Origin of the sequence: Roseburia hominis, from assembly GCA_040702975.1 — a bacterium.
Lineage (GTDB): Bacteria > Bacillota > Clostridia > Lachnospirales > Lachnospiraceae > Allocoprococcus > Allocoprococcus hominis_A.
Genome location: CP159990.1, coordinates 3,054,634 through 3,074,358, shown reverse-complemented (window position 1 = coordinate 3,074,358; position 19,725 = coordinate 3,054,634). Strand labels below are relative to the sequence as shown.

General features: G+C 35.5%; 16 protein-coding genes. 15 read left to right on the top strand and 1 reads right to left on the bottom strand.

Features of this window, described 5'->3' with window-relative positions; genetic code table 11:
- Positions 1–194: 194 nt before the first annotated feature.
- Positions 195–326 carry a hypothetical protein gene (locus tag ABXS75_14225; protein XCP84214.1) on the top strand — a complete coding sequence of 44 codons (132 nt, stop codon included), beginning with the start codon at positions 195–197 and terminating at the stop codon, positions 324–326.
- A 39-nt stretch (positions 327–365) separates the two neighbouring features.
- A complete protein-coding gene (locus ABXS75_14220; GenBank protein ID XCP84213.1) occupies positions 366–1,424 on the top strand; it encodes an acyltransferase in 1,059 nt (352 codons plus the stop codon).
- Positions 1,425–1,760: 336 nt separating this feature from the next.
- Here ABXS75_14220 and ABXS75_14215 read toward each other — a convergent pair whose 3' ends face one another.
- Positions 1,761–3,068: an IS30 family transposase gene (locus ABXS75_14215; GenBank protein ID XCP84212.1), complete on the bottom strand. Its 1,308-nt coding sequence runs from the start codon at positions 3,066–3,068 to the stop codon at positions 1,761–1,763.
- Between the two features lie 210 nt (positions 3,069–3,278).
- Here ABXS75_14215 and ABXS75_14210 point away from each other — a divergent pair, with 210 nt between their 5' ends.
- The 13 genes from ABXS75_14210 (at position 3,279) to ABXS75_14150 (ending at position 19,684) form a co-directional block, all read left to right on the top strand.
- Positions 3,279–4,670, top strand: a complete 1,392-nt coding sequence (locus tag ABXS75_14210; GenBank protein XCP84211.1) for a sugar transferase — start codon at positions 3,279–3,281, stop codon at positions 4,668–4,670.
- An 11-nt stretch (positions 4,671–4,681) separates the two neighbouring features.
- The gene (locus ABXS75_14205; GenBank protein ID XCP84210.1) at positions 4,682–5,743 is read left to right on the top strand and encodes a glycosyltransferase family 2 protein; all 1,062 of its coding nucleotides are present in this window, start codon (positions 4,682–4,684) and stop codon (positions 5,741–5,743) included.
- Positions 5,743–6,801, top strand: a complete 1,059-nt coding sequence (locus tag ABXS75_14200) for a glycosyltransferase family 2 protein (protein XCP84209.1) — start codon at positions 5,743–5,745, stop codon at positions 6,799–6,801. Before ABXS75_14205 ends, ABXS75_14200 begins: the two co-directional genes overlap by 1 nt.
- Positions 6,802–6,809: 8 nt before the next feature.
- The gene (locus tag ABXS75_14195; protein XCP84208.1) at positions 6,810–7,910 is read left to right on the top strand and encodes a glycosyltransferase family 4 protein; all 1,101 of its coding nucleotides are present in this window, start codon (positions 6,810–6,812) and stop codon (positions 7,908–7,910) included.
- 4 nt (positions 7,911–7,914) lie between these two features.
- Positions 7,915–9,201: a hypothetical protein gene (locus tag ABXS75_14190; GenBank protein ID XCP84207.1), complete on the top strand. Its 1,287-nt coding sequence runs from the start codon at positions 7,915–7,917 to the stop codon at positions 9,199–9,201.
- Positions 9,185–10,393 carry a hypothetical protein gene (locus ABXS75_14185; protein ID XCP84206.1) on the top strand — a complete coding sequence of 403 codons (1,209 nt, stop codon included), beginning with the start codon at positions 9,185–9,187 and terminating at the stop codon, positions 10,391–10,393. Before ABXS75_14190 ends, ABXS75_14185 begins: the two co-directional genes overlap by 17 nt.
- Positions 10,394–10,406: 13 nt before the next feature.
- Positions 10,407–11,393: a glycosyltransferase gene (locus tag ABXS75_14180; protein XCP84205.1), complete on the top strand. Its 987-nt coding sequence runs from the start codon at positions 10,407–10,409 to the stop codon at positions 11,391–11,393.
- A 140-nt stretch (positions 11,394–11,533) separates the two neighbouring features.
- Positions 11,534–12,796 (top strand): oligosaccharide flippase family protein, encoded by a 1,263-nt coding sequence (locus ABXS75_14175; GenBank protein XCP84204.1) that lies wholly within the window; start codon positions 11,534–11,536, stop codon positions 12,794–12,796.
- Positions 12,797–13,104: 308 nt separating this feature from the next.
- A complete protein-coding gene (locus ABXS75_14170) occupies positions 13,105–13,815 on the top strand; it encodes a LicD family protein (GenBank protein ID XCP84203.1) in 711 nt (236 codons plus the stop codon).
- A gap of 60 nt (positions 13,816–13,875) precedes the next feature.
- On the top strand, positions 13,876–15,099 hold the full coding sequence (locus tag ABXS75_14165; protein XCP84202.1) for a DUF1015 domain-containing protein: 1,224 nt from the start codon (positions 13,876–13,878) through the stop codon (positions 15,097–15,099).
- A 14-nt stretch (positions 15,100–15,113) separates the two neighbouring features.
- Complete coding sequence (locus ABXS75_14160; GenBank protein XCP84201.1) at positions 15,114–16,925, top strand: aminotransferase class I/II-fold pyridoxal phosphate-dependent enzyme; 1,812 nt, start codon at positions 15,114–15,116, stop codon at positions 16,923–16,925.
- A 258-nt stretch (positions 16,926–17,183) separates the two neighbouring features.
- On the top strand, positions 17,184–18,092 hold the full coding sequence (locus ABXS75_14155) for an ornithine cyclodeaminase (protein XCP84200.1): 909 nt from the start codon (positions 17,184–17,186) through the stop codon (positions 18,090–18,092).
- Positions 18,093–18,178: 86 nt separating this feature from the next.
- Positions 18,179–19,684 carry a hypothetical protein gene (locus ABXS75_14150; GenBank protein ID XCP84199.1) on the top strand — a complete coding sequence of 502 codons (1,506 nt, stop codon included), beginning with the start codon at positions 18,179–18,181 and terminating at the stop codon, positions 19,682–19,684.
- Positions 19,685–19,725: the final 41 nt, after the last annotated feature.

Here is a 19,725-nt window from a genome sequence, read left to right as displayed (position 1 = left end):
GGGAATGTTTAATGTAATATAGTGTAAAGGCATACTGCATATAGTAGATATTTGATTTAAGTATAACTATATGCGGTTTTGCTTTTGTATGGAAGGATAATAATACTTTTAAATGAGATTTGTATTATAGCTATTTGTGGAACAAATATAGTGTATAGGGCTAAAAAATGAGGAGCGATAGAATACAAATATGGGTGGAAGAGAAATGGTATGATTATTTTATTGTTTTAGAAGAGGAGGAGGAGATGTATCAGTCTTTGGAAAAGCTGGGAATTATGGAAAGAAAACGGATCTATGATTTGGAGGATATACCGGAAACAAAATAGTGTATCGTATGACTTTTGACTTATTAAAAATAGAAAGGTATGGAAAATAGAGTGGGAAATAGGCTTAGATACATAGATGTGGCAAGAGGAATAGCTATGGCTTGTATTGTTTTAGGACACTTGGGCAATTGGACAATTGATAGGGTTGTGTTTACTTTTCATGTTCCTATTTTTTTCTTTATTACAGGATATTTTACTAATGATAGAAAAAATATGAGGAGTTTTATTAAAAATAAAATCAGGACATTGCTTATCCCTTATACGATTACTTGCTTGGCCATAATTATTATCGGTGCAGTAGAAGGGTATTTTGCAGGAAATGCAAAGGACGCTGCATTAGGTTGGATATACGCTTCAATTTATGGGGCGGGCGATTCATATGCGGAACCTTTTTGCATAAAAGCAATAGGTGCTATATGGTTTTTGTGGGCAACATTTTGGGGTAGCGTTTTCCTTAGAGTTTCATTTAAGTTCAATAAGTACTTTAGGTTGTGCTTTGTAATAGGGTTATTTGTAGCAGGTTATGCGTCTCGGTGTATATGTTGGTTCCCGTTTAGTATCCAAGCTGGCGCGTGTGCGACTTTATTTATGTATATGGGATATTTGCTGAATGATGTTAAAATTTACATTGTAAAAATGTCGCAGGAGGCAAAAATATTTGGCGTAGGTTTTGCTATTGTCACTTGGATGGCTTTCATAAAAAATTTCCAATCATTTTGGCTTGTACATTGTGATATAGGAAGAGGAATAATAGATATTTTTGGCTGTGGTTGTGCTTGTATAGTGATAATGTTAATATCGTGGCTTATAGATAATAAAACATCAATTTTAGCTGAAATTTTGGCTTTTTTCGGGAAATATAGTTTATTTGTTCTGTGTATTCACATTATTGAATTGAACTTGTTCCCATGGTGGAGAATTACTGGAAAGCTTGTACAACATGGTTTTCCCTCGCAATTACAATTATATTTGGTTATAGCAGGAAAATTTTTATTGATATCAATTATGGTGTGGGGGTGTACTAGAATCGAAATAATAAGAAAGTTATTTGGTTTTACTTCAAAGAATGAATATAAGAGCAAGCTAATGCAAGAATAAGAACAAAGTAATAACTATTTTTTTTGTTGTAATGTATAAAACTTTGGCAAGACAGGGGAGTTATCTTATACCTTAATTGCAAAAGTAAATTCCAGTGCAGGAGTAAATTCTACCCGCCTTTAAAATCTGCTGTTTTTTTAAACTTTTTTTGAGCATAGGACGAAAAAATGGGTTATAATAGATTCTAATCCAAACAAATATTCTAAAATAGGGTATGGCAAACAAGCCAACAGGAAATGTCGTGTGCAGGACTAAATTCTATTAGCTTTGTTTATTTTTTATGAAGATTTAAAAGCAGAATTACCTAACAGCAGATTTTTTGTTTGGGTTTATGGGTTACTTAATCAGCTCAGGCGTCAGGACGATCTTTTCTGGATTGACAGGCTTGAGCTGAAGTGTTGCCAAGATATCCATACCGAAGTTTTCCTTTACCGCCTGATATGGAGTAAGGCCGAGCAGGCTCTGGCGCGGAACCGAATCGATGTTATTTACAATCAGGTTCAGGTCCCATTGCGTCAGATATTCGAAGCTGGTACCCTTCGGAAGAATCTCACGTAGTTTTGTGTGAACATTTTCAACGCCACCTTTCTGACCGCTGCGCATGGGATCGCAATAATAAATATTAGTACGCTGGCTGCCATCCATGCCGGTTTCCAGGGCCAGTGGATCACCGAATTCACCGCCCCGGTCTGTCAGGACCGTTTCAAACAGGATGCGGAATGTTTCCGTGCCGAGCCGTGCTTCCAGACGGTCAAAAACAGCACGGACAGCGCCTTTGGTGCATCGGTTCAAGAGATAGGCAAGGAACAGTTTCTCGTCCCGGAAGTAGAATGTCAGGATACATTTTTTAGAATCCCGCGAAGACTTAACGGTATCCATTTCAACTACGTGCGTGGGAGGGAGTTGGAGGAAATCACTGTAGAGGCGGCCGGAAAACACCTGCCGGTCTGTAATCTGAGTTTTGTGGCACTTGCGTGCCTTGAACTTCACTTTCCGTTTCAGGTCGATGTTGCGTCCGGTAAGCAGTCCGAGTTCTATGTATTGGTAAATGGAGCGTACGGAAAGCCCCAGTTCCGGATGTTCCACAACGATCTGATAGGGAGAATGGCCCTGCCAGATCAGAGGGGTAACGACCTCATCAATGTGGTGGAGTTCCTTTTTTGAAAGGTTAATACCAGACCTGGAATCGCGAAGCATTTCGCGGTATTTGCGGTCTGCAAAGAGAGCATCGTAATGGTATTTATGAGGAACGGTACAACGGACATGGGTCTTATCGCAACCATTGCAGACATAGGGAGCCCGGTCAAGTCTGTTACAGCGTTCCTTCACAAAATCCTTACAGTGCTGGTTGCAGGAGGGGCAGGAAGAACATTTCGTATCGCAGAGAATGATTTTTCTGCAGACATTCTTTTTTTGGCAATGGAAACGGTGGACGCAGAAATTTTTAGCATTCAGGAAGAGTCCTTTGCCTGGATAGAAATCGGATAGACGGTGAGAACGCACCTCTTTGGATATGGTACTGGGATCTTTGCAGAGGTAACAAGCAATCTCCTTAAAAGAAGCCCCTGCATTCAACTGGCGTTCAATATAAAGTCTGTCTGCGGTAGTAAGATGTTTATGGTTTCCTGGGATATGTTTACTCATGATGTCTCCTTCTACTGCTGTCAGGAATAAAACCATCATAATACGTATGCAGGACTAAATTCAACCTATGCAAAAGTAACTTCTATCAAAGAAAAAGTAGGTGGAATTTACTTTTGCAATTTAGGGAGTTATCTTATATAGCATAAAAAGTTGCAGAAAAATGTAATATCATATATAATGATAGAGATTAAGCGATGTAGGTGGTGTACTATGCATAAAAGATTAAGACGATTCGAGTCAATGTTGTGGCTTTTTATAAAAATGTGTTTGTATATTATTTTAATGGCAATTTTTATGATTTTGCTTTCACAGGAAAATCAGGCGTTGGTGAAGCTGTCAAGAACAATGGGCATAACGCTCAGTACGTTTATTATTGTGGGACTTTTGTTTTTGACTATTTATGGAAAATATGATGTGGGGAGGAGGAAGAGTAAGCCCATTATTTATTCCATGTCTTTGGCAGTATTATTTACGGACATTATTACTTATGCGCAGTTGATGATCATGAACACTATCACTCCGAGTGTGTATGCTTTCCGCTTTGTTAGTGTGAGAGCATTGTTACTGGCTATGGTATTACAAATTCTTGTCATTATAATATTTGCCTATGCAGGTAATGCTTTGTTTTTTCGTATTCATGATCCAGAAAAGTGTTATGTTATCACCTCTTCTCAAGAAAGTCTGGATGCGATTGTACGAGGAGTCATGAAATTTAAAAAGCAGTATGCAATAGTAGGGGTCTTAGATTATAAAGATAAGTTATTATTTAGCAAAATTAAAGATGCCGATACTGTCTTTTTGTATAATATTCCGTTGCAGTTTAGAGGCGAAATTACGAATTATTGTTATCGGACGCGTAAAAATGTATATTTTAATCCAGAGATTGAAGATGTTATTGAAATGAGCTCGGAATATTATTTGTTGGACGATATTTCTATGTTAAATTATAATGTCAAAGGTCTTACTATGGAGGAAAGAATCATAAAACGCTGTATGGATATCGGTTTATCTATATTAATGGGCCTGGTTACGTCTCCTATATGGATTATAAGTGCCGTAGCAATAAAAGCATATGATGGAGGAAGTATTCTGTTCAAACAGAAACGGGCTACAATTAATGGAAATATCTTTTGGGTTTATAAGTTTCGAACAATGAAAGAAAATGTTGAGAACCGATCCGTGACTGATGATGACGATCGAATTACAGTTCCAGGAAAAATTTTAAGAAAAATACGTATGGACGAGCTGCCTCAGCTATTGAATATTTTGAAAGGAGATATGAGTTTTGTCGGACCGAGACCGGAAATGATAGAAAATGTGAATGCTTATACAGAGGAGCTTCCGGAATTCAGGTATAGGCTTCGAGTGAAAGCAGGGTTAACAGGATATGCGCAGATTTCAGGAAAGTATAACACTTCGCCAAAGGACAAGTTGATGATGGACATGATGTATATCGAGAATTATAGTGTTTTTAAAGATATTCAGCTTTTGTTTCAGACCGCAATTGTTCTTTTGAAATCTGATAGTACGGAAGCGTTTCACAAAGATGGTACGGATAAACAATATGTTTTTGTGCCGATCAATGAAAAAGAGGATGAATAAGGAGAGAATTTATGAGTAACGATATTAAAGTTAGTATAATTATGCCGGTTTATAAAGTGGAAGAATATGTGGGAAAGGCTATTGAAAGTATTCAGGCCCAGACATTGAAGGAATGGGAGTTCCTGATTGTTGATGATGGCACACCTGATAAAAGTGGGGAGATCTGCGATAGTTATGCTGAACATGATGAGAGGATAAAGGTGATTCATAAAGAAAATGGAGGAGCACCGAGTGCGCGTAATCTGGCTATTGAAATGGCAAAGGGGGAATACATGTATTTCCTGGATTCAGATGATTGGGCGGAGCCTACAATGCTGGAGGATATGTATTTATTGGCCAAAAGAGATAATGCACAGTTGGTTGTGGCCGGGTTCTATATAGATACGTATTATAATAAAGATGAGTATTTGACAGATGTTTATGCAGTTGAAGATGCAGTATACCCGAATAAAGAGGCATTTAGGCGTAATGCGTACAAGCTGTTTGACAAAAATCTGTTGTATACGCCATGGAATAAATTATATGAATCTCGCTACATATTGGAGAATAATTTAAGATTCCCTACAACCTTTTGGGATGATTTTCCATTCAATGTGAGCATCGTAAAGCATGTGGAGCGGGTTACTGTGACAAGTAAGCAATATTATCATTTTTTGCGCGCACGGACAGAATCTGAAACAGCGGCTTATCGTCCCGGCATGTATGAAAAAAGAGAAGAAGAACATGGCTGGATGGTGAATTTGTACAAAGAATGGAGAATAAAGGATGCAGCCAGTGTAGAGATGATTGCAAGACGTTATATTGAACGTTTTATTGGCTGTGTGGAGAATATTACCAATCCGAAATGTACGATGTCACCAAAAGAGAAGCGGAGAGAAATTAAAAAAATGTTGGCAAATCCCAGAGTTGGGAAAATGGTGAGGATTGCTAAGGCAAGATCAGTGTATATGAAGATTATGCTGTTACCAATCCGATGGAAAAGCGTTATGCTGACATATTGGGAAGCTAAAGTAATCACATATGTTAAGACTAAGAATACAAAACTATTTACAAAATTGAAGGTAGGAAGATAATGGAAAGTCAGATTGCAATTAGCGTGGTCGTACCTGCATATAATGCGGAAAAAGTTGTCGCGAACTGTATTGAAAGCATATTGGCACAAACATTGACGAACATTGAGATTATTGCTGTGGAGGATGGCAGTAAAGATGCCACAAGAGAAGTGCTAAGGCAATTAGCTCTTAAGGATTCAAGAATTCGTATTATTGAAAAGGACGTAAATGAAGGTTTGAGTGCGGGGCGCAACTCTGCACTTAAGCTTGCCCGGGGCGAATATATAGGGTTTGTGGATGCTGATGATTGGGTAGAAAAGGAATATTTTGAAACTTTATATCGAGAAGGAAAACACTCCGATTTAATTGTGACCGGATATAAACACGATACAATGGATGAGGAAAGGGAGAGAACAAATATTACCAGAAGTGTACGTATGGGAGCTGGTTGCTGGAATAAAAAAGAGGATATTATTGCGCAGGCTGCATATGTCGATACTGCTAAAATGTTTGCCTATACGTGGAATAAATTATATAAAAGAAAGCTGATCCTCGAAAATGAATTAATGTTCTCTAATCAGGTTTTAATTGAGGATTTTATATTTAATGCTTTGCTGTGGAATCGAATTTCAACATTAAGTGTAGTTGATTATGCCGGATATCATTATGTTAAAGCATCAAAAGATGCATTGACCCAAAAGTTTTTGCCCGACTTTTTGCAAATTATGGAATTAAGATTTAAATATATCAGAGAATTAGCGATAAAAAATCGGGTATATCGAGGTAATGTTAAGACACAAATTGCAAATATATATATTAAGCATGCAATTGCCGGGGTTGTGAGAAATTGCTCACCTCAAGGTAATTATAGTTTTAAAGAACAATACAAAAAAGCGAAAACTCTTATTAATAGTAAATATTCAAAGGAAGCTATCAAAAATGCGAAAGGACTGTCAAAGCAAGAAAAAGTTTGTAATTTAGTATTTAAAAGCAGACAACCGATACTTGTACTTTTATTTGGCAAAACTATATATTTGTTACAGACTAAATCGAAAACAGCGTTTGACAGGATAAAATAAGGAATAGAATGAAAAAAATAGCATTGATTGTATGGGATATGAGTGTTTTAGGAGGCATAAACCAAGTTGCCAGTACTTTAGCTAATGAGTTTTGCAAAAAATATGAAGTGTATATAGTTTCTTTGGTTAAAGGCAGAGGAAAAGCATGTCCAATATTGAAGCCTGAAATAAAGGGAGTAACTTATATTATAAAAAGGGAGTGCAGAGGAAGAGAGGTTGTTACGAAAGGGAAAAAAGTATTAAACATTTTCTTAAAAGAGAATAAAATAGACATAGTATTTTTGATGGGATTTCAAGTGGCTTTACCTGTACTTCTTATGACGTATAGAAGAAAATGCAAATATATATTTTGTGATCACGAAGCATTAATGAGCAGATGGCATGAAAAGAAAATTACTTTTGTGCGGTGGGGAGCTGCTATGATGTCAGATAAAGTTGTAACATTAACATATAGCAATGCACTTGACTATCAGAAGTATTTCTGTTTGCCCAAAACCAAAGTGAGTTATATATATAATAGCATTGACGATAAAGTTTTGGAAAAGGCTAGTAAATGTTATGATAAATCCTCCAAGGTGATTCTTTCTGTGGGGCGGTTTAGTCCAGAAAAAGGATACGACCTCCTTATTAGGATTGCGAAAGTAGTTTTGGGAAAGTATCCAGATTGGAAATGGTATATTTATGGCGATGGGGAAACATTTTCTGAGATTCAGAAGGACATATTGAAGAATAATTTGCAAGAACAGGTCTTTTTAAAGGGAGAAGTTGCTGATGTCTCTGAAATTTATGGACAAGGGGCACTATTCGTTCTTACTTCTAGAAGAGAAGGATTACCGTTGGTATTAATAGAAGCGAAGGCGAATTCTCTTCCCTGTGTTAGCTTTGATGTTGTGAGTGGCCCGAGAGAAATTATTAGAGATGGGGTAGATGGGGTGCTAATACAAGAGATGGATTTGAAGGAGATGGAAAAGGCTATTGAAATGCTGATTTGTAATGAAGCGTTGCGGGTTGAAATGGCGTTAAGAAGTAAAGAGAATTTGGAACAATTTTCAAAGAGGAAGATTATGGAACAATGGGATGAGTTGATTGAAAGTTTAACAAAGAGGTGAGTGGGTGACGAGACAGATATATTGGGAAAAAGGAGAGTTTAATATATGGGTGTTACTTTTGTGTGCGTATCATTTTTTCCCGTTCATTACAGTAAAAGGGAGTGTTTTGCTATATGTTTGGGCATATGGGATTCCTTTATTGTTTATAGTATGTAATCTAAATTACTTAAAAAGGATAGTAAATGCACTTGTATATACAGAAATTTTAGGGACAGTGGGATTTTTGTTTGTGTTGATATGCTTAAGTATATTGATACCCGTTTTGAAGGGAACGAACGATTTTACGTATTTTTCAGACGCTATAATGACAATGGTTAAAATTATTATGCGAATGTTATTTATAGTGATGGTCATAGTTAAATATATTCCTAAAGCTACAAAAGAGACTTTCATGAAATATTTTGTTTTTTCTTGTTATTTATATATTTGTAGTACAATCATAATGGTGGTGATGCCAGCTGTGAAAGAGTTGGCTTTTGAACTAATAAAAGAGAGCGAAGAAACTAAAATATTGGCACAAGATGCTCGATATACTACTAGATATGGTTGGGCAGGATTTTCGGGATTTGAATATACGTTTAAGTGTGCGTTAGCTATGATTTTTAATAACTTTTTAATAGAAAAGAAGTTGAAAAATAGAAATGTTTGGTTCATGATAGGTGGATCTATGTTTTTGCTATTGGGCACATTGTTTTATGGCAGAATAGGTTCTTTGTTTGGAATAGTAATATTGGCTGTATTGCTTATAAAAATTTTGTGGAAAAGACCTAAAATATTAATCGTAGCAATCATATGTAGTGTTGCAGGAGGCATAGCGTTGCTGATTCTGCAAAGTAGAAATCAGTCTATAAAAATTTGGTTTGAATGGGCATTTGATTTGTTTGTGACATTTTTCAGAACTGGTAAGTTACAGACGGGTTCTTCGAACGTACTAATAGAAAGAATGCTATTTATTCCGAAAGAGGATACAATACTGTTTGGTGATGGTATGTATACAGTTGCTAAGGGGTATTATATGTCTACTGATGCAGGAATTATGCGACCGTTATTATTTGGCGGATTGGGATTTGCAGTAATTAGATATGCGAGTTTATATTTTGTTTTAGTATTGAATATTTTGAAAAGAACAGAAGATGTGGCAATACGTACTTTATATTTTTGGAGTTTTTTTCTATGTTTTATGTTTGAAATAAAAGGTGAAATACTTTTTTCGTGTTTACCAATTGTAATGTGGTTAGTAGTAATAGATAATTATGCGAAACGGAGGGAAATTTATGGAACGAGATCTTGATTTTAAGAAAATGCTTAAGATGTATATTAAAAACATGTGGTTAGTTGTCGCTGTCGCTATATTATTAGGGGGAGTGGTAGGAATTTTAATGAATGAGTCGAAAGAAAATGTTTTGACTAAAAAAGTATATTTAGTTTATGATTTGGAAAAGTCAGAGAATGAAAATTTGGAGACGAAGCGAGTTATATATTTTGATGCATATCAAGGTTTGCTCAAAGGAAATGCGCTAAGTTTATCTAACGCGTTTACCCCAGAGGAGCAAGAAAGATTGAATAACATTGAGGTTGAGGTTTCGTCTAGTTGTTATACGATTAATTTAACGGTTCCGGCTGATAGAGAAGTTGTTGCTGATAAAGAAATGCTTGAAAAATTTATTAATGAATCAGAGACGTGGATGCGGGAAAAATTTGATGATGATAGTCTTAATGTTGAAGTATTAACGGATAGAGTAAATGTGTCAAATAGTAGAAATAGCCTTATAATAAAAGTTATGTTGGGGGCTTTTGTAGGAGCTATTTTGGTAATTGTTTTTTTGTTTGTATGGTTTGTACTTGATAGAAAAGTGCGGAATGAAGATGATGTAGAGTTTTATACGAATTTGCAATGTTTTAGTGTTATCCATAGATCGCGGGATAAGCAGAAAAATGATGTGGATAAGATAAGAGAAAGAATTTTGCAGTCGGGAGAATCTGTTTGGGGAATAACGAGTATAGGAAGCAGAATTGGGAAAACTTATGTATCTCAGCTACTTATGGATAGTTTAGAAAGAGCGGGGAAAAAAATACTTATGTTTTCTATTGGTGATGCTATAAATAATTCATATGAAGTTGAAGAAGAACTTAAACGTATGGAGAGTAAATCTTACCGGAATTTTGAAAATAAGAAAACAGTAGTATTTGGAAAGTCTTCTGATATTGAAAGAATAGTATATTGTCCTGAATTTATAAATTTACTTGAGGTTTATAAAGAGAATTATGATTATATAGTTTTTGATATGAAAGAACTTGGAGAACATAGCATAACCAAACGTCTTTGTGCTTTATGTGATGAGGTTATTTTAGTTATGGGAATGGATAAAGAAGATGGAATAAAGGTGGCGCACGTTATAAAAGAGGTATCAGAGACAGGCGGAAATGTGGCAGGTATTGTGTTGAATGAATGGAGCGAAAAAAGGAGAATCCTGCGAATGTAGGAGGTGTAATTAAATGAAGGTAAGTGTTATTATACCGGTATATAATGTCGAAAAATATTTGGAAAAGTGTTTGGATTCGGTCATAGCTCAAGAGTTTGAAGACTATGAAGTTTTGGTAATTATTGATGGCTCCGAAGATGGGAGTGAGGCGATAGCACGAAGATATGAGGCAGAATACCCCGAAATTTTGAGGGTTCTGGTTCAGGAAAATAGAGGATTAGGAGGAGCTAGAAATACTGGGATTAGATTTGCACAAGGTGAGTATTTATTATTTGTTGATAGTGACGATACAATTTCTCCATTACTTTTAAAAGAAGTTTATCTAAGAGCTACATGTACTAAAGCAGATATTGTGGTGTTTGATATGGAATATGTGAATGAATATGGAGAGATAATTAAATATGAATATGCAAAAATTAAGAATAGTGACTATGTTTGTTTTGATAAGATAAGTAAAATTTTGGCATGGCCGAGTGCTTGGAACAAACTATATAAGAGGTGCTTGTTTATTGATAATGGTATTTTCTATCCTGAACGATTATGGTTCGAAGATTTAGCTACGACTCCTAAAATCATGTTGGAAGCGAAGAAGATTGAATATATTTCAAAGTCTTATTACAATTATTTGCAACGAGATGGTTCTATTATGAGTAGTAGTAAGATTGAACGAAACAGGGAGATAATTACGGCGATAGATTCAATAATAGATTACATTTGTGATAAAGGAATTTATAATGATATAAAACAAGAAATAGAGTTTTTGGCGGTATACCATATATTGTATACCGCGGTGGTTAGGATTAATGAAGTAGACAAATCAAATAAATTGCAGGCTGAATTAGTGGATTTTATCAAGCAGAAATATCCTACGTTTCATTCAAACTTTTATGTTAAAAAGTTGCTATCAGTCAAAGAAAAATGGGTCATTACTTTAATTAAAAACAAGAAATTTAAATTACTCAATGTCATGTTTAGAATTAATCGCAAAATAAAACTGTAAGAAGAGTTATGGAACTGCCTAAAAACAGTTCCATTTTGCGGTTTTTAGTTGAAAAATTTGGTTGAACAGAGTATTATAAGTGTTATGATTTGATTTTAATGGGATATAGAAAGAAATTTTGTTTATTGGTGGAGAGAAAAATGAAGAGTAATAAACAATTATTAGTAAAGAATACTATTATGCTATATTTATTGCGATTTTCGACATATTTTTTTAGTTTCATTACTGTCCCATATCAAACGCGAATTATGGGAAAAGAAATATATGGAAGAATTGGAATTGCGACTGCTATGATGATGTATTTTCAGTTATTCCTAGATTTTGGCTTTTTACTGTCGGGTACGGAAGAGGTTGCCAAAAATAAAAATGATAAAGTGAAATTATGTGAAGTATTTACTTCGATTGTGGTATTAAAAATAATTTTCTCTATTATATCAGGAATTGTATTAGTGGGTATTTGTAAATTTGTTCCACAGTACAATAGTGATAAAGAGCTATATTTTTTGTTTTTGGCGCAAGCGGTCATTTCGTGTTTTTTGCCGGACTATTTATATAGAGGATTAGAAGATATGAGCATGGTCACCTATAGAACTGTTTTTGTAAAGGGGCTTTTTACTGTTTTGATTTTGGTCTTCCTGAAGCAGCCTTCAGATTATTTGTGCGTTCCGGTGATTTCGGCATTGGGTGAGTTTTGCGCTGTAGTTTGGTCTTGGGTCGACTTATATAAGCGTTATCAAATTGGTTTTGTGCCAGTTAAATATGAGCAGTTACTAAGGCAAATTAAAAAATCTAGTCATTTTTTTCTGTCAAGAATTGCTTCAACAGTATATACGGCAACGAATACTATGATATTGGGGTACATTGATCCCGTAAGTGGCACGGTCGGGTTGTATACTGCAGCAAATAAATTGATTACAACAGGACAGTCAGCACTAGCTCCGATTTCGGATAGTATGTACCCTTACATGATTAAGAATAAAGATTTTAAATTAGCGAAAAAAGTATTGATGGTGATGATGCCCGTTATTTTGGTAGGAACTGCTATAATTATGATATGGGCTGAGCCGTTTTGTGTGTTGATATATGGAAAAAAGTTTTCTGGAATGGGGATGATATTGAGAGCAATGATGCCTATTGCAGTGCTCACATTGCCGGATTATATATTGGGATTTCCAACATTAGGAGCAATGGGGTTATCAAAACATGCAAATATTTCAATTTACGTAAGTGCGAGTATCCACTTGATAAATTTATGTTTGGTAACTTATGCAGGGAAATTAAATGCGGTTACTCTGGCTGTACTTACATCAATTACTGTGCTGATTGAAGTTTTATATCGGTTGATTGTAGTAATCAAAAATAGAAAATTAATGCAGGGAGATGGGAGGGGTGAAAAAGAATAGTAGAGGATATCCATTTTTTAGGCATCACACACTGACCATTTTATGGTGGTTATTTAAAAATTGAATAGTAGGAAAGTTAAGGTTTATTCAGTAATTGACTTGATTTTATAACCTTGAATAGGAAGTACATCACTTTTTCGGTAAAGTTGCGTTGATACATAATTTTTAAGACCATAGGGGCTCCGTTCAGAACTATATAGTGTACTGAGTATCTTTATGGAAACTATAATAAAAAGAAAGCTGTGAGAGTCCAACGTTTTTTTGTCACGTTTTGTGCCTTGAACAGCGTGAAAGGAATGGATATAAAAATGAATAAATGGTTACAAACTAAGTTACGCCCTATGTTAGGAAGTATAGGGAGAGAAAGATTTCCAAAATTATATAAAATGTATGAAAAATTGTTTTGGAGTATTGTGATACGTATAAAGAACAGAGCGCTTCATAAGAGTGGATACGAGTGTTTAAGAGAAGTGGAGAAGGTTTTAAATGATGCAAAAATATCATACTTTATTACTTATGGAACATTACTTGGAATAATTAGAGAAGGGAAGTTTATTGCTCATGACAATGATATTGATATCAGTGTTTTAGATATAAATGATTTTTCTTGGAGCAATTTAGAAAAGGTATTGAAAACGATAGGATTGGTTAAAAAGCATCAATTCATATTAGATGGAGAGATAACAGAGCAAACTTATAAAAAGGGAAATTTAAGCATAGATTTTTTCATGTCTAAAATTGAGAATGGAAACAGTATAACGTATTTCTATTTACGTGATGAGAACCATAGTTATAAGACAAAAAATGAGTTTTTAGTAAGACAAGGGATTACGAGTCCGATAGTGAAAACAAAACTATATAAGTGTAAAGCAGGAATATTTCGGGTACCGAGTAATGCTGAAGGATTCTTGGAAGAAGTGTATGGTGCGAATTGGAGAGTACCGGATCCAAATTGGGAAGGTACTAGCGCGATAATTGAAGGAAGAAGAGGATATATGGAAAAAGCTGATAATGCGTAATATTGAGTTTTTTATGAAATAATGATATACTATAAAACAAAAGAATGTGAGGGAACTGTAATGGCAACAATAGTACCTTTTTGCGGACTAAGACCCAATGCGTTTCTGGCGAGTAAAATTGCTTCATTACCGTATGATGTTTACAGTAGAGCAGAAGCAAAGAAAATAGTAGAAAACAATCCATATTCGTTTTTGAAAATTGATAGAGCAGAGACGCAGTTTGATTATGATATAAATATGTATAGTGATAGGGTATATCAAAAAGCGAGTGAGACTTTGCAACAGATGAAAGCTACAGGGGAGTTTATTAAAGATAGTAGTCCGTGTTATTACATTTATGAGTTGGTAATGGAGGGGCGTTCTCAGACTGGTATTGTGGGATGTGCTGCTATAGATGACTATTGCGACGGGATTATAATGAAGCATGAAGATACGAGATATGATAAGGAATTGGATCGAATTAAGCATGTTAGTATTTGTAATGCTCAGACAGGCCCCATTTTCTTGACATACCGTTCAAACGATATGATTAATGGCGTAATTTTTAAAATCAAAAATGAAGAAAAACTATATTGTTTTACTTCGGAAGATGGGATTCGTCATAATGTGTGGAAAGTGGCACGTGAAGAAGATATGAATATAATATTAAACGCTTTTAAAGACATAAATCAGATTTATATTGCGGATGGGCATCATAGGGCAGCAGCGGCTGTTAAAGTGGGGTTGTCTAGGAGGAAAGAAGATTCTTCCTATAAAAGCGATGAGGAATTCGATTATTTTTTGTCGGTTTTGTTTCCAGACAGTGAGTTGATGGTTATGGACTATAATAGGATAGTTATAGATTTGAATGGATATACTCCGGAGGAATTTTTGGAAAGAGTGAAAGTTGATTTTAAAGTAACGGTACAAGGAAGTGAGCCTTATAAACCGAAAACAAAAGGGGTTATGGGCATGTATCTTGATAAAAAATGGTATTCAATATCTGAAAAAGCGAAAACAAGAATAAATTCAGTAAAAGACTTAGACGTTAGTATTTTACAAGATAAAATTTTGGGACCAATTTTAGGTATAGTTGATCCCAAAACAGATCAAAGAATAAAATTTTTTGGGGGAATACGTGGTTTGAAAATATTGGAAATGGCGGAATGTGGTGTGGCTTTTTCTATGTATCCAACCTCGGTAAATGAACTTTTTTCAGTAGCAGATGCAGGGCTGCGGATGCCACCGAAATCAACGTGGTTTGAACCCAAACTTCGTAGTGGATTATTTATTCATGAAATATAGAGAGGAGTAATGAAATGCAGGCAGTAATCTTAGCAGCAGGAATGGGAAAGAGACTAAAAGAATTAACTCAGAATAATACGAAATGCATGGTGAAAGTTAATGGTGTTTCATTGATTGAGCGTATGCTGCGGCAAATAGAATCTAGAAATCTTTCCCGAGTAGTTATAGTTGTCGGTTATGAAGGTCAGAAATTAATAGAGTACATTGAAACATTAGGAATTAAAACTCCGATAGAATATGTTGATAACCCGATTTATGACAAGACGAATAATATTTATTCATTGGCATTGGCGAAAGAATACTTATGTGAAGAGGATACTTTATTATTTGAATCCGATTTAATATTTGAAGATAGTGTTATGGATGAGCTCCTGAATGATTCGCGTGAAACACTTGCCTTAGTGGATAAGTATGAGAGTTGGATGGATGGAACATGTGTAAAGTTGGCTGAAGATGACACGATTGAAGCGTTTGTGCCTGGAAAGAAATTTAAATTCAACGAGATACAGAATTATTATAAGACAGTAAATATTTATAAATTTAGTAAGCATTTTTCGGAAACTTGCTATGTGCCTTTCCTTGAGGCATATTCGAGTGCACTTGGTAATAATGAATATTATGAGCAGGTGCTCAGAGTAATTACGATGCTTGATGATCCAGAAATAAAAGCAAAGAGGCTAAGTGGACAGCTCTGGTATGAAATTGACGATATTCAGGATTTAGATATTGCAACTTCGATGTTCGCTCCAGATGATGAAGAGCGAGTTACATTATTGCAGAATAGATACGGAGGATATTGGCGGTACCCTAAACTTATAGATTTTTGTTACCTTGTTAATCCGTATTTTCCGCCACAGAAATTGATAGACGAAATCAAAGCGAACTTTGAAAAATTGTTAACGCAGTATCCGTCCGGTATGCAAGTAAACTCATTGATAGCATCTAAAAATTTTAATGTACATCAAGAGAATATTGTTGTTGGAAATGGCGCGGCAGAATTAATTAAATCCTTGGTGGGTAAGTTAGAAGGTAAAATAGGAATTGTTCGTCCAACTTTTGAAGAATATCCTAATCGATATTTAAGTGAACAAATTGTATATGTGCCTGAAGATGAAAATTTTGTTTATTCGGCGGAGGATTTAATTGGTTACTTTGAAGACAAAGAAATTGATAATTTACTTATAATAAATCCGGATAATCCAACTGGAAATTATATACCCAAAAAGGATTTAATGGAAATCGTTGCATGGACAAAGAAAAAAGATATTAAATTGATTGTTGATGAGTCTTTTGTTGATTTCTCAGTTGAGAATAACAGCACTTTGATTGAACAGAAAATCATTGATGCGAATAAGCATTTATATGTGATGAAGAGCATTTCTAAGTGTTATGGAGTTCCGGGATTAAGATTAGGTATTTTGGTGTCGAGTGATGTGGAAATGATTACAACACTTAAAAAGGATGTTGCTATATGGAATATAAATTCGTTTGCAGAGTTTTATCTCCAGATAGAAGAAAAATATAATAAGGATTATATGGAGGCTTTAATTAAAATAAAATCCGAGCGAGCACGTTTTATCAAATTGTTGCGTGAAATTCCCGGAATTAGAGTCAATGACTCACAAGCTAATTATGTGATGGTAGAAATAACTAATGGATTGACTGCAAAAGAGTTAACTAAACGTTTATATTTAAAATATAGTTTATTTATTAAAGATTTGTCAGGGAAGATACATCGAGACAACAGACAATTTATTCGATTGGCAGTCCGAAATAGTGAGGATAATAATAAATTAGTTAAAGCATTAAAAAATGAATTACTATAGCTGAATATTAAAATAGATATTTAGGTTGTTGTTTTTGACGAAAGATTATAGAAGTTTGGAAAGTGGTATTGAGAAATTAATTGAAATAGTGAAGTAATATTTCAATTACAGAATTAGACCATAGGAAAGACTGAAACTAGCAGTAGCTAATTGTATTGAAATGAGATATTAATTAAGAAAGGAATATGGTATTTATTGTATTTGTAAATATCATATAGTTAAAAGATGAGGATTATTACGCATGAAGAGATAATGGATATGGGAATAACTCCAAAACAGTGTTATGAATGGGTAAGTGAAGTTATAACAAATAAAAATGATTATATACTTCCACACAAAACAAGCCTAAAGTATAAGAAAGATGGTTTTTATAACACGATGCCTTCCATTTTGGAAAAAGAAGGATATTTTGGGGTAAAGATTGTAAATCGTTATTCTGATAGAGAGCCTGCGCTAGACAGTAAATTAATGCTATATGACTTGGAAAGTGGAGAATTGAAAGCTCTTATGGATGCAAACTTCATTACGGCAATGAGAACGGGAGCTGTTGCGGCACACTCTATTAATTTGCTGGCAAAGAGTAATGCATGCGTTATAGGCGTTATCGGACTGGGAAATGCAGCAAGAGCAACTATTAAAGTTTTGGCTGAGGTAAATCCTGAAAAAGAGTATGTTATTAAATTATTAGAATATAAAAATCAGCATAAACTTTTTAAAGAAGAATTATCATCGCTATACACGAATTTAACGTTTGAATATGTAAGTTCATATGAGTGTTTAATTAAAGGTAGTAATGTTGTGGTTTCTGCAGCCACATATTTTGAAAATGATATAGCCGAGGATAACTGGTTTGATGAAGGAGTATTATTGGTGCCCATTCATACGAGGGGATTTGGGATTTGCGATTTGACTTTTGATAAAATTTATGCGGATGATGTGGGGCATGTGGCTCATTTTAAAAATTTCTCAAAATTCAAGAAGTTTGGTGAAATTACGGATGTAGTGAACGGGAAAATAGCAGGAAGGGAAACGGATAAAGAGAGAATATTAGCTTATAATATTGGAATATCATTACATGATGTATATTTTGCATTAAATTTATATAATGAATTTGAGGGTGGGATAAGTATTGATATGAATCGTCCTAAAGGGAAATTTTGGGTTTAAGGATAGGAGCCTGATTATTAGAATTCAACTATAAAGAATTTGGTTATAAGTGTAAAGTGATAAGCACTAAAGAAAGAGGAATGCACATGAAGATACGAAAGCGAATAATGTCGGTACTGTTGGCGGTTTGCCTGTTGGTACCTTGTTTTTCAAATGTGGTGCTGGCTGCAGATGGAATCATTTTTTTCAGCGATCTTGAGACGAAAGTTGGGGATACATTTACCATAACCGGTACGGTTGTTGCAAGGAATGATGTGCTCGGCGAAGCTACTGTTGAGATGAGCTATGATACCAGCTGCATGCAGTTTATGGAAGGCGAAGGCGTTACGGACAATGGTTCCGGCAAACTGGTTTACACCGGAAGCGGGAATGGAAGCAGTGACCGTACGGAGTTTACGATGAAATTCCAGGCTCTCAAGGAGGGGGATACCCGGCTTGAACAGGGGACGGCTACGGTCACAACGGAGTCTGGCGAGAGTGTGACCTGTGAGGAGGGTTATGCGGACATTTCCATAGGTGAGGGCGATCCGAGCAAGATCCAGCCGGTGGGGAAGTCGGCGGAAGTTACGATTGACGGAGTAAATTATACGTTGTCAGAAGCATTCAGTGAGGCAGAGCTTCCGGAAAATTTTGCTACTGGTGAATTTACGTACAATGGTGAAACATATAAGGGCGCGGTGCAGGCAAACAGCGGAATTACAATTGCGTATTTGGTGGATGATCAGAAGGCAGGCAGTTTCTGGGTTTATAATACGGAGAGCGGAGAGTTCTATCCATTTGAGGAGATTGTAGTTTCGGATACGCATTCCATTGTGATCTTGAATGATATTTCGGATGTTAAGCTGCCGAAAAAGTATGTTGAGGCGAGTGTGGAGATTAATGGTCAGGCATTTCCTGCCTGGTTAGAACCGGACAGAGCAGAGTTTTACATTATGTATGCGGTGAATAACGAGGGACAGAAGTCTTTGTATTTATATGATTCGTCGGAGCATACTTATCAGAGGATGGAAACGCCTAAGACAGCATCAACACCTAAGAAGAAAGCGACTACCTGGGATAAGATTACGGAGATTGTTACGGATTATTTGCTCTGGATCATGGTAGGTGTCGGGTGCCTGGTTGTTATTTTGCTGGTGTTCCTGATCGTCCTGGCGGTGAAGCTTCACCATAGAAATGTGGAGTTGGATGATTTGTATGATGAATATAGTATTGATAGTGATAATGTACCAGGTGATATAGAAGACCGCAAGGTCGTAAAACAGAGCAAGTCAATAGAGCCTGATTATGATGATTTGGAAGATGAAGATTTTGACGATGACTATGATGACGATCTGGATGAGTTAAAAGAAGATCTGAAGCTTGGATATCAAGATGATGACTTTGATGGCTTGGAAGATGAAGATTTTGATGATGACTTTGATGGCTTAGATGATGACGATTTCGATGGCTTAGATGATGACGACTTCGATGACTTTGACGATGATTTCGACGATTTTGATGATGAGTATGAGGAAGAGCCGGTTAGAAAATCTTCTTCAAAGAGAGCGAAGAAGGCGGATACATTTGAGATGGATTTCATCGATCTGGATTAGGAAGATACGAAGGGGTATTGGAAACAATATCCCTTTTTCTA

What these genes read in the sequence shown, in the direction of transcription:
- ABXS75_14220 (XCP84213.1), top strand. Translation starts at nt 366, where the DNA reads ATGGAAAATAGAGTGGGAAATAGGCTTAGATACATAGATGTGGCAAGA.
- ABXS75_14215 (XCP84212.1), bottom strand. Translation starts at nt 3,068, where the DNA reads ATGAGTAAACATATCCCAGGAAACCATAAACATCTTACTACCGCAGAC.
- ABXS75_14210 (XCP84211.1), top strand. Translation starts at nt 3,279, where the DNA reads ATGCATAAAAGATTAAGACGATTCGAGTCAATGTTGTGGCTTTTTATA.
- ABXS75_14205 (XCP84210.1), top strand. Translation starts at nt 4,682, where the DNA reads ATGAGTAACGATATTAAAGTTAGTATAATTATGCCGGTTTATAAAGTG.
- ABXS75_14200 (XCP84209.1), top strand. Translation starts at nt 5,743, where the DNA reads ATGGAAAGTCAGATTGCAATTAGCGTGGTCGTACCTGCATATAATGCG.
- ABXS75_14195 (XCP84208.1), top strand. Translation starts at nt 6,810, where the DNA reads ATGAAAAAAATAGCATTGATTGTATGGGATATGAGTGTTTTAGGAGGC.
- ABXS75_14185 (XCP84206.1), top strand. Translation starts at nt 9,185, where the DNA reads ATGGAACGAGATCTTGATTTTAAGAAAATGCTTAAGATGTATATTAAA.
- ABXS75_14180 (XCP84205.1), top strand. Translation starts at nt 10,407, where the DNA reads ATGAAGGTAAGTGTTATTATACCGGTATATAATGTCGAAAAATATTTG.
- ABXS75_14175 (XCP84204.1), top strand. Translation starts at nt 11,534, where the DNA reads ATGAAGAGTAATAAACAATTATTAGTAAAGAATACTATTATGCTATAT.
- ABXS75_14170 (XCP84203.1), top strand. Translation starts at nt 13,105, where the DNA reads ATGAATAAATGGTTACAAACTAAGTTACGCCCTATGTTAGGAAGTATA.
- ABXS75_14165 (XCP84202.1), top strand. Translation starts at nt 13,876, where the DNA reads ATGGCAACAATAGTACCTTTTTGCGGACTAAGACCCAATGCGTTTCTG.
- ABXS75_14160 (XCP84201.1), top strand. Translation starts at nt 15,114, where the DNA reads ATGCAGGCAGTAATCTTAGCAGCAGGAATGGGAAAGAGACTAAAAGAA.
- ABXS75_14155 (XCP84200.1), top strand. Translation starts at nt 17,184, where the DNA reads ATGGGAATAACTCCAAAACAGTGTTATGAATGGGTAAGTGAAGTTATA.
- ABXS75_14150 (XCP84199.1), top strand. Translation starts at nt 18,179, where the DNA reads ATGAAGATACGAAAGCGAATAATGTCGGTACTGTTGGCGGTTTGCCTG.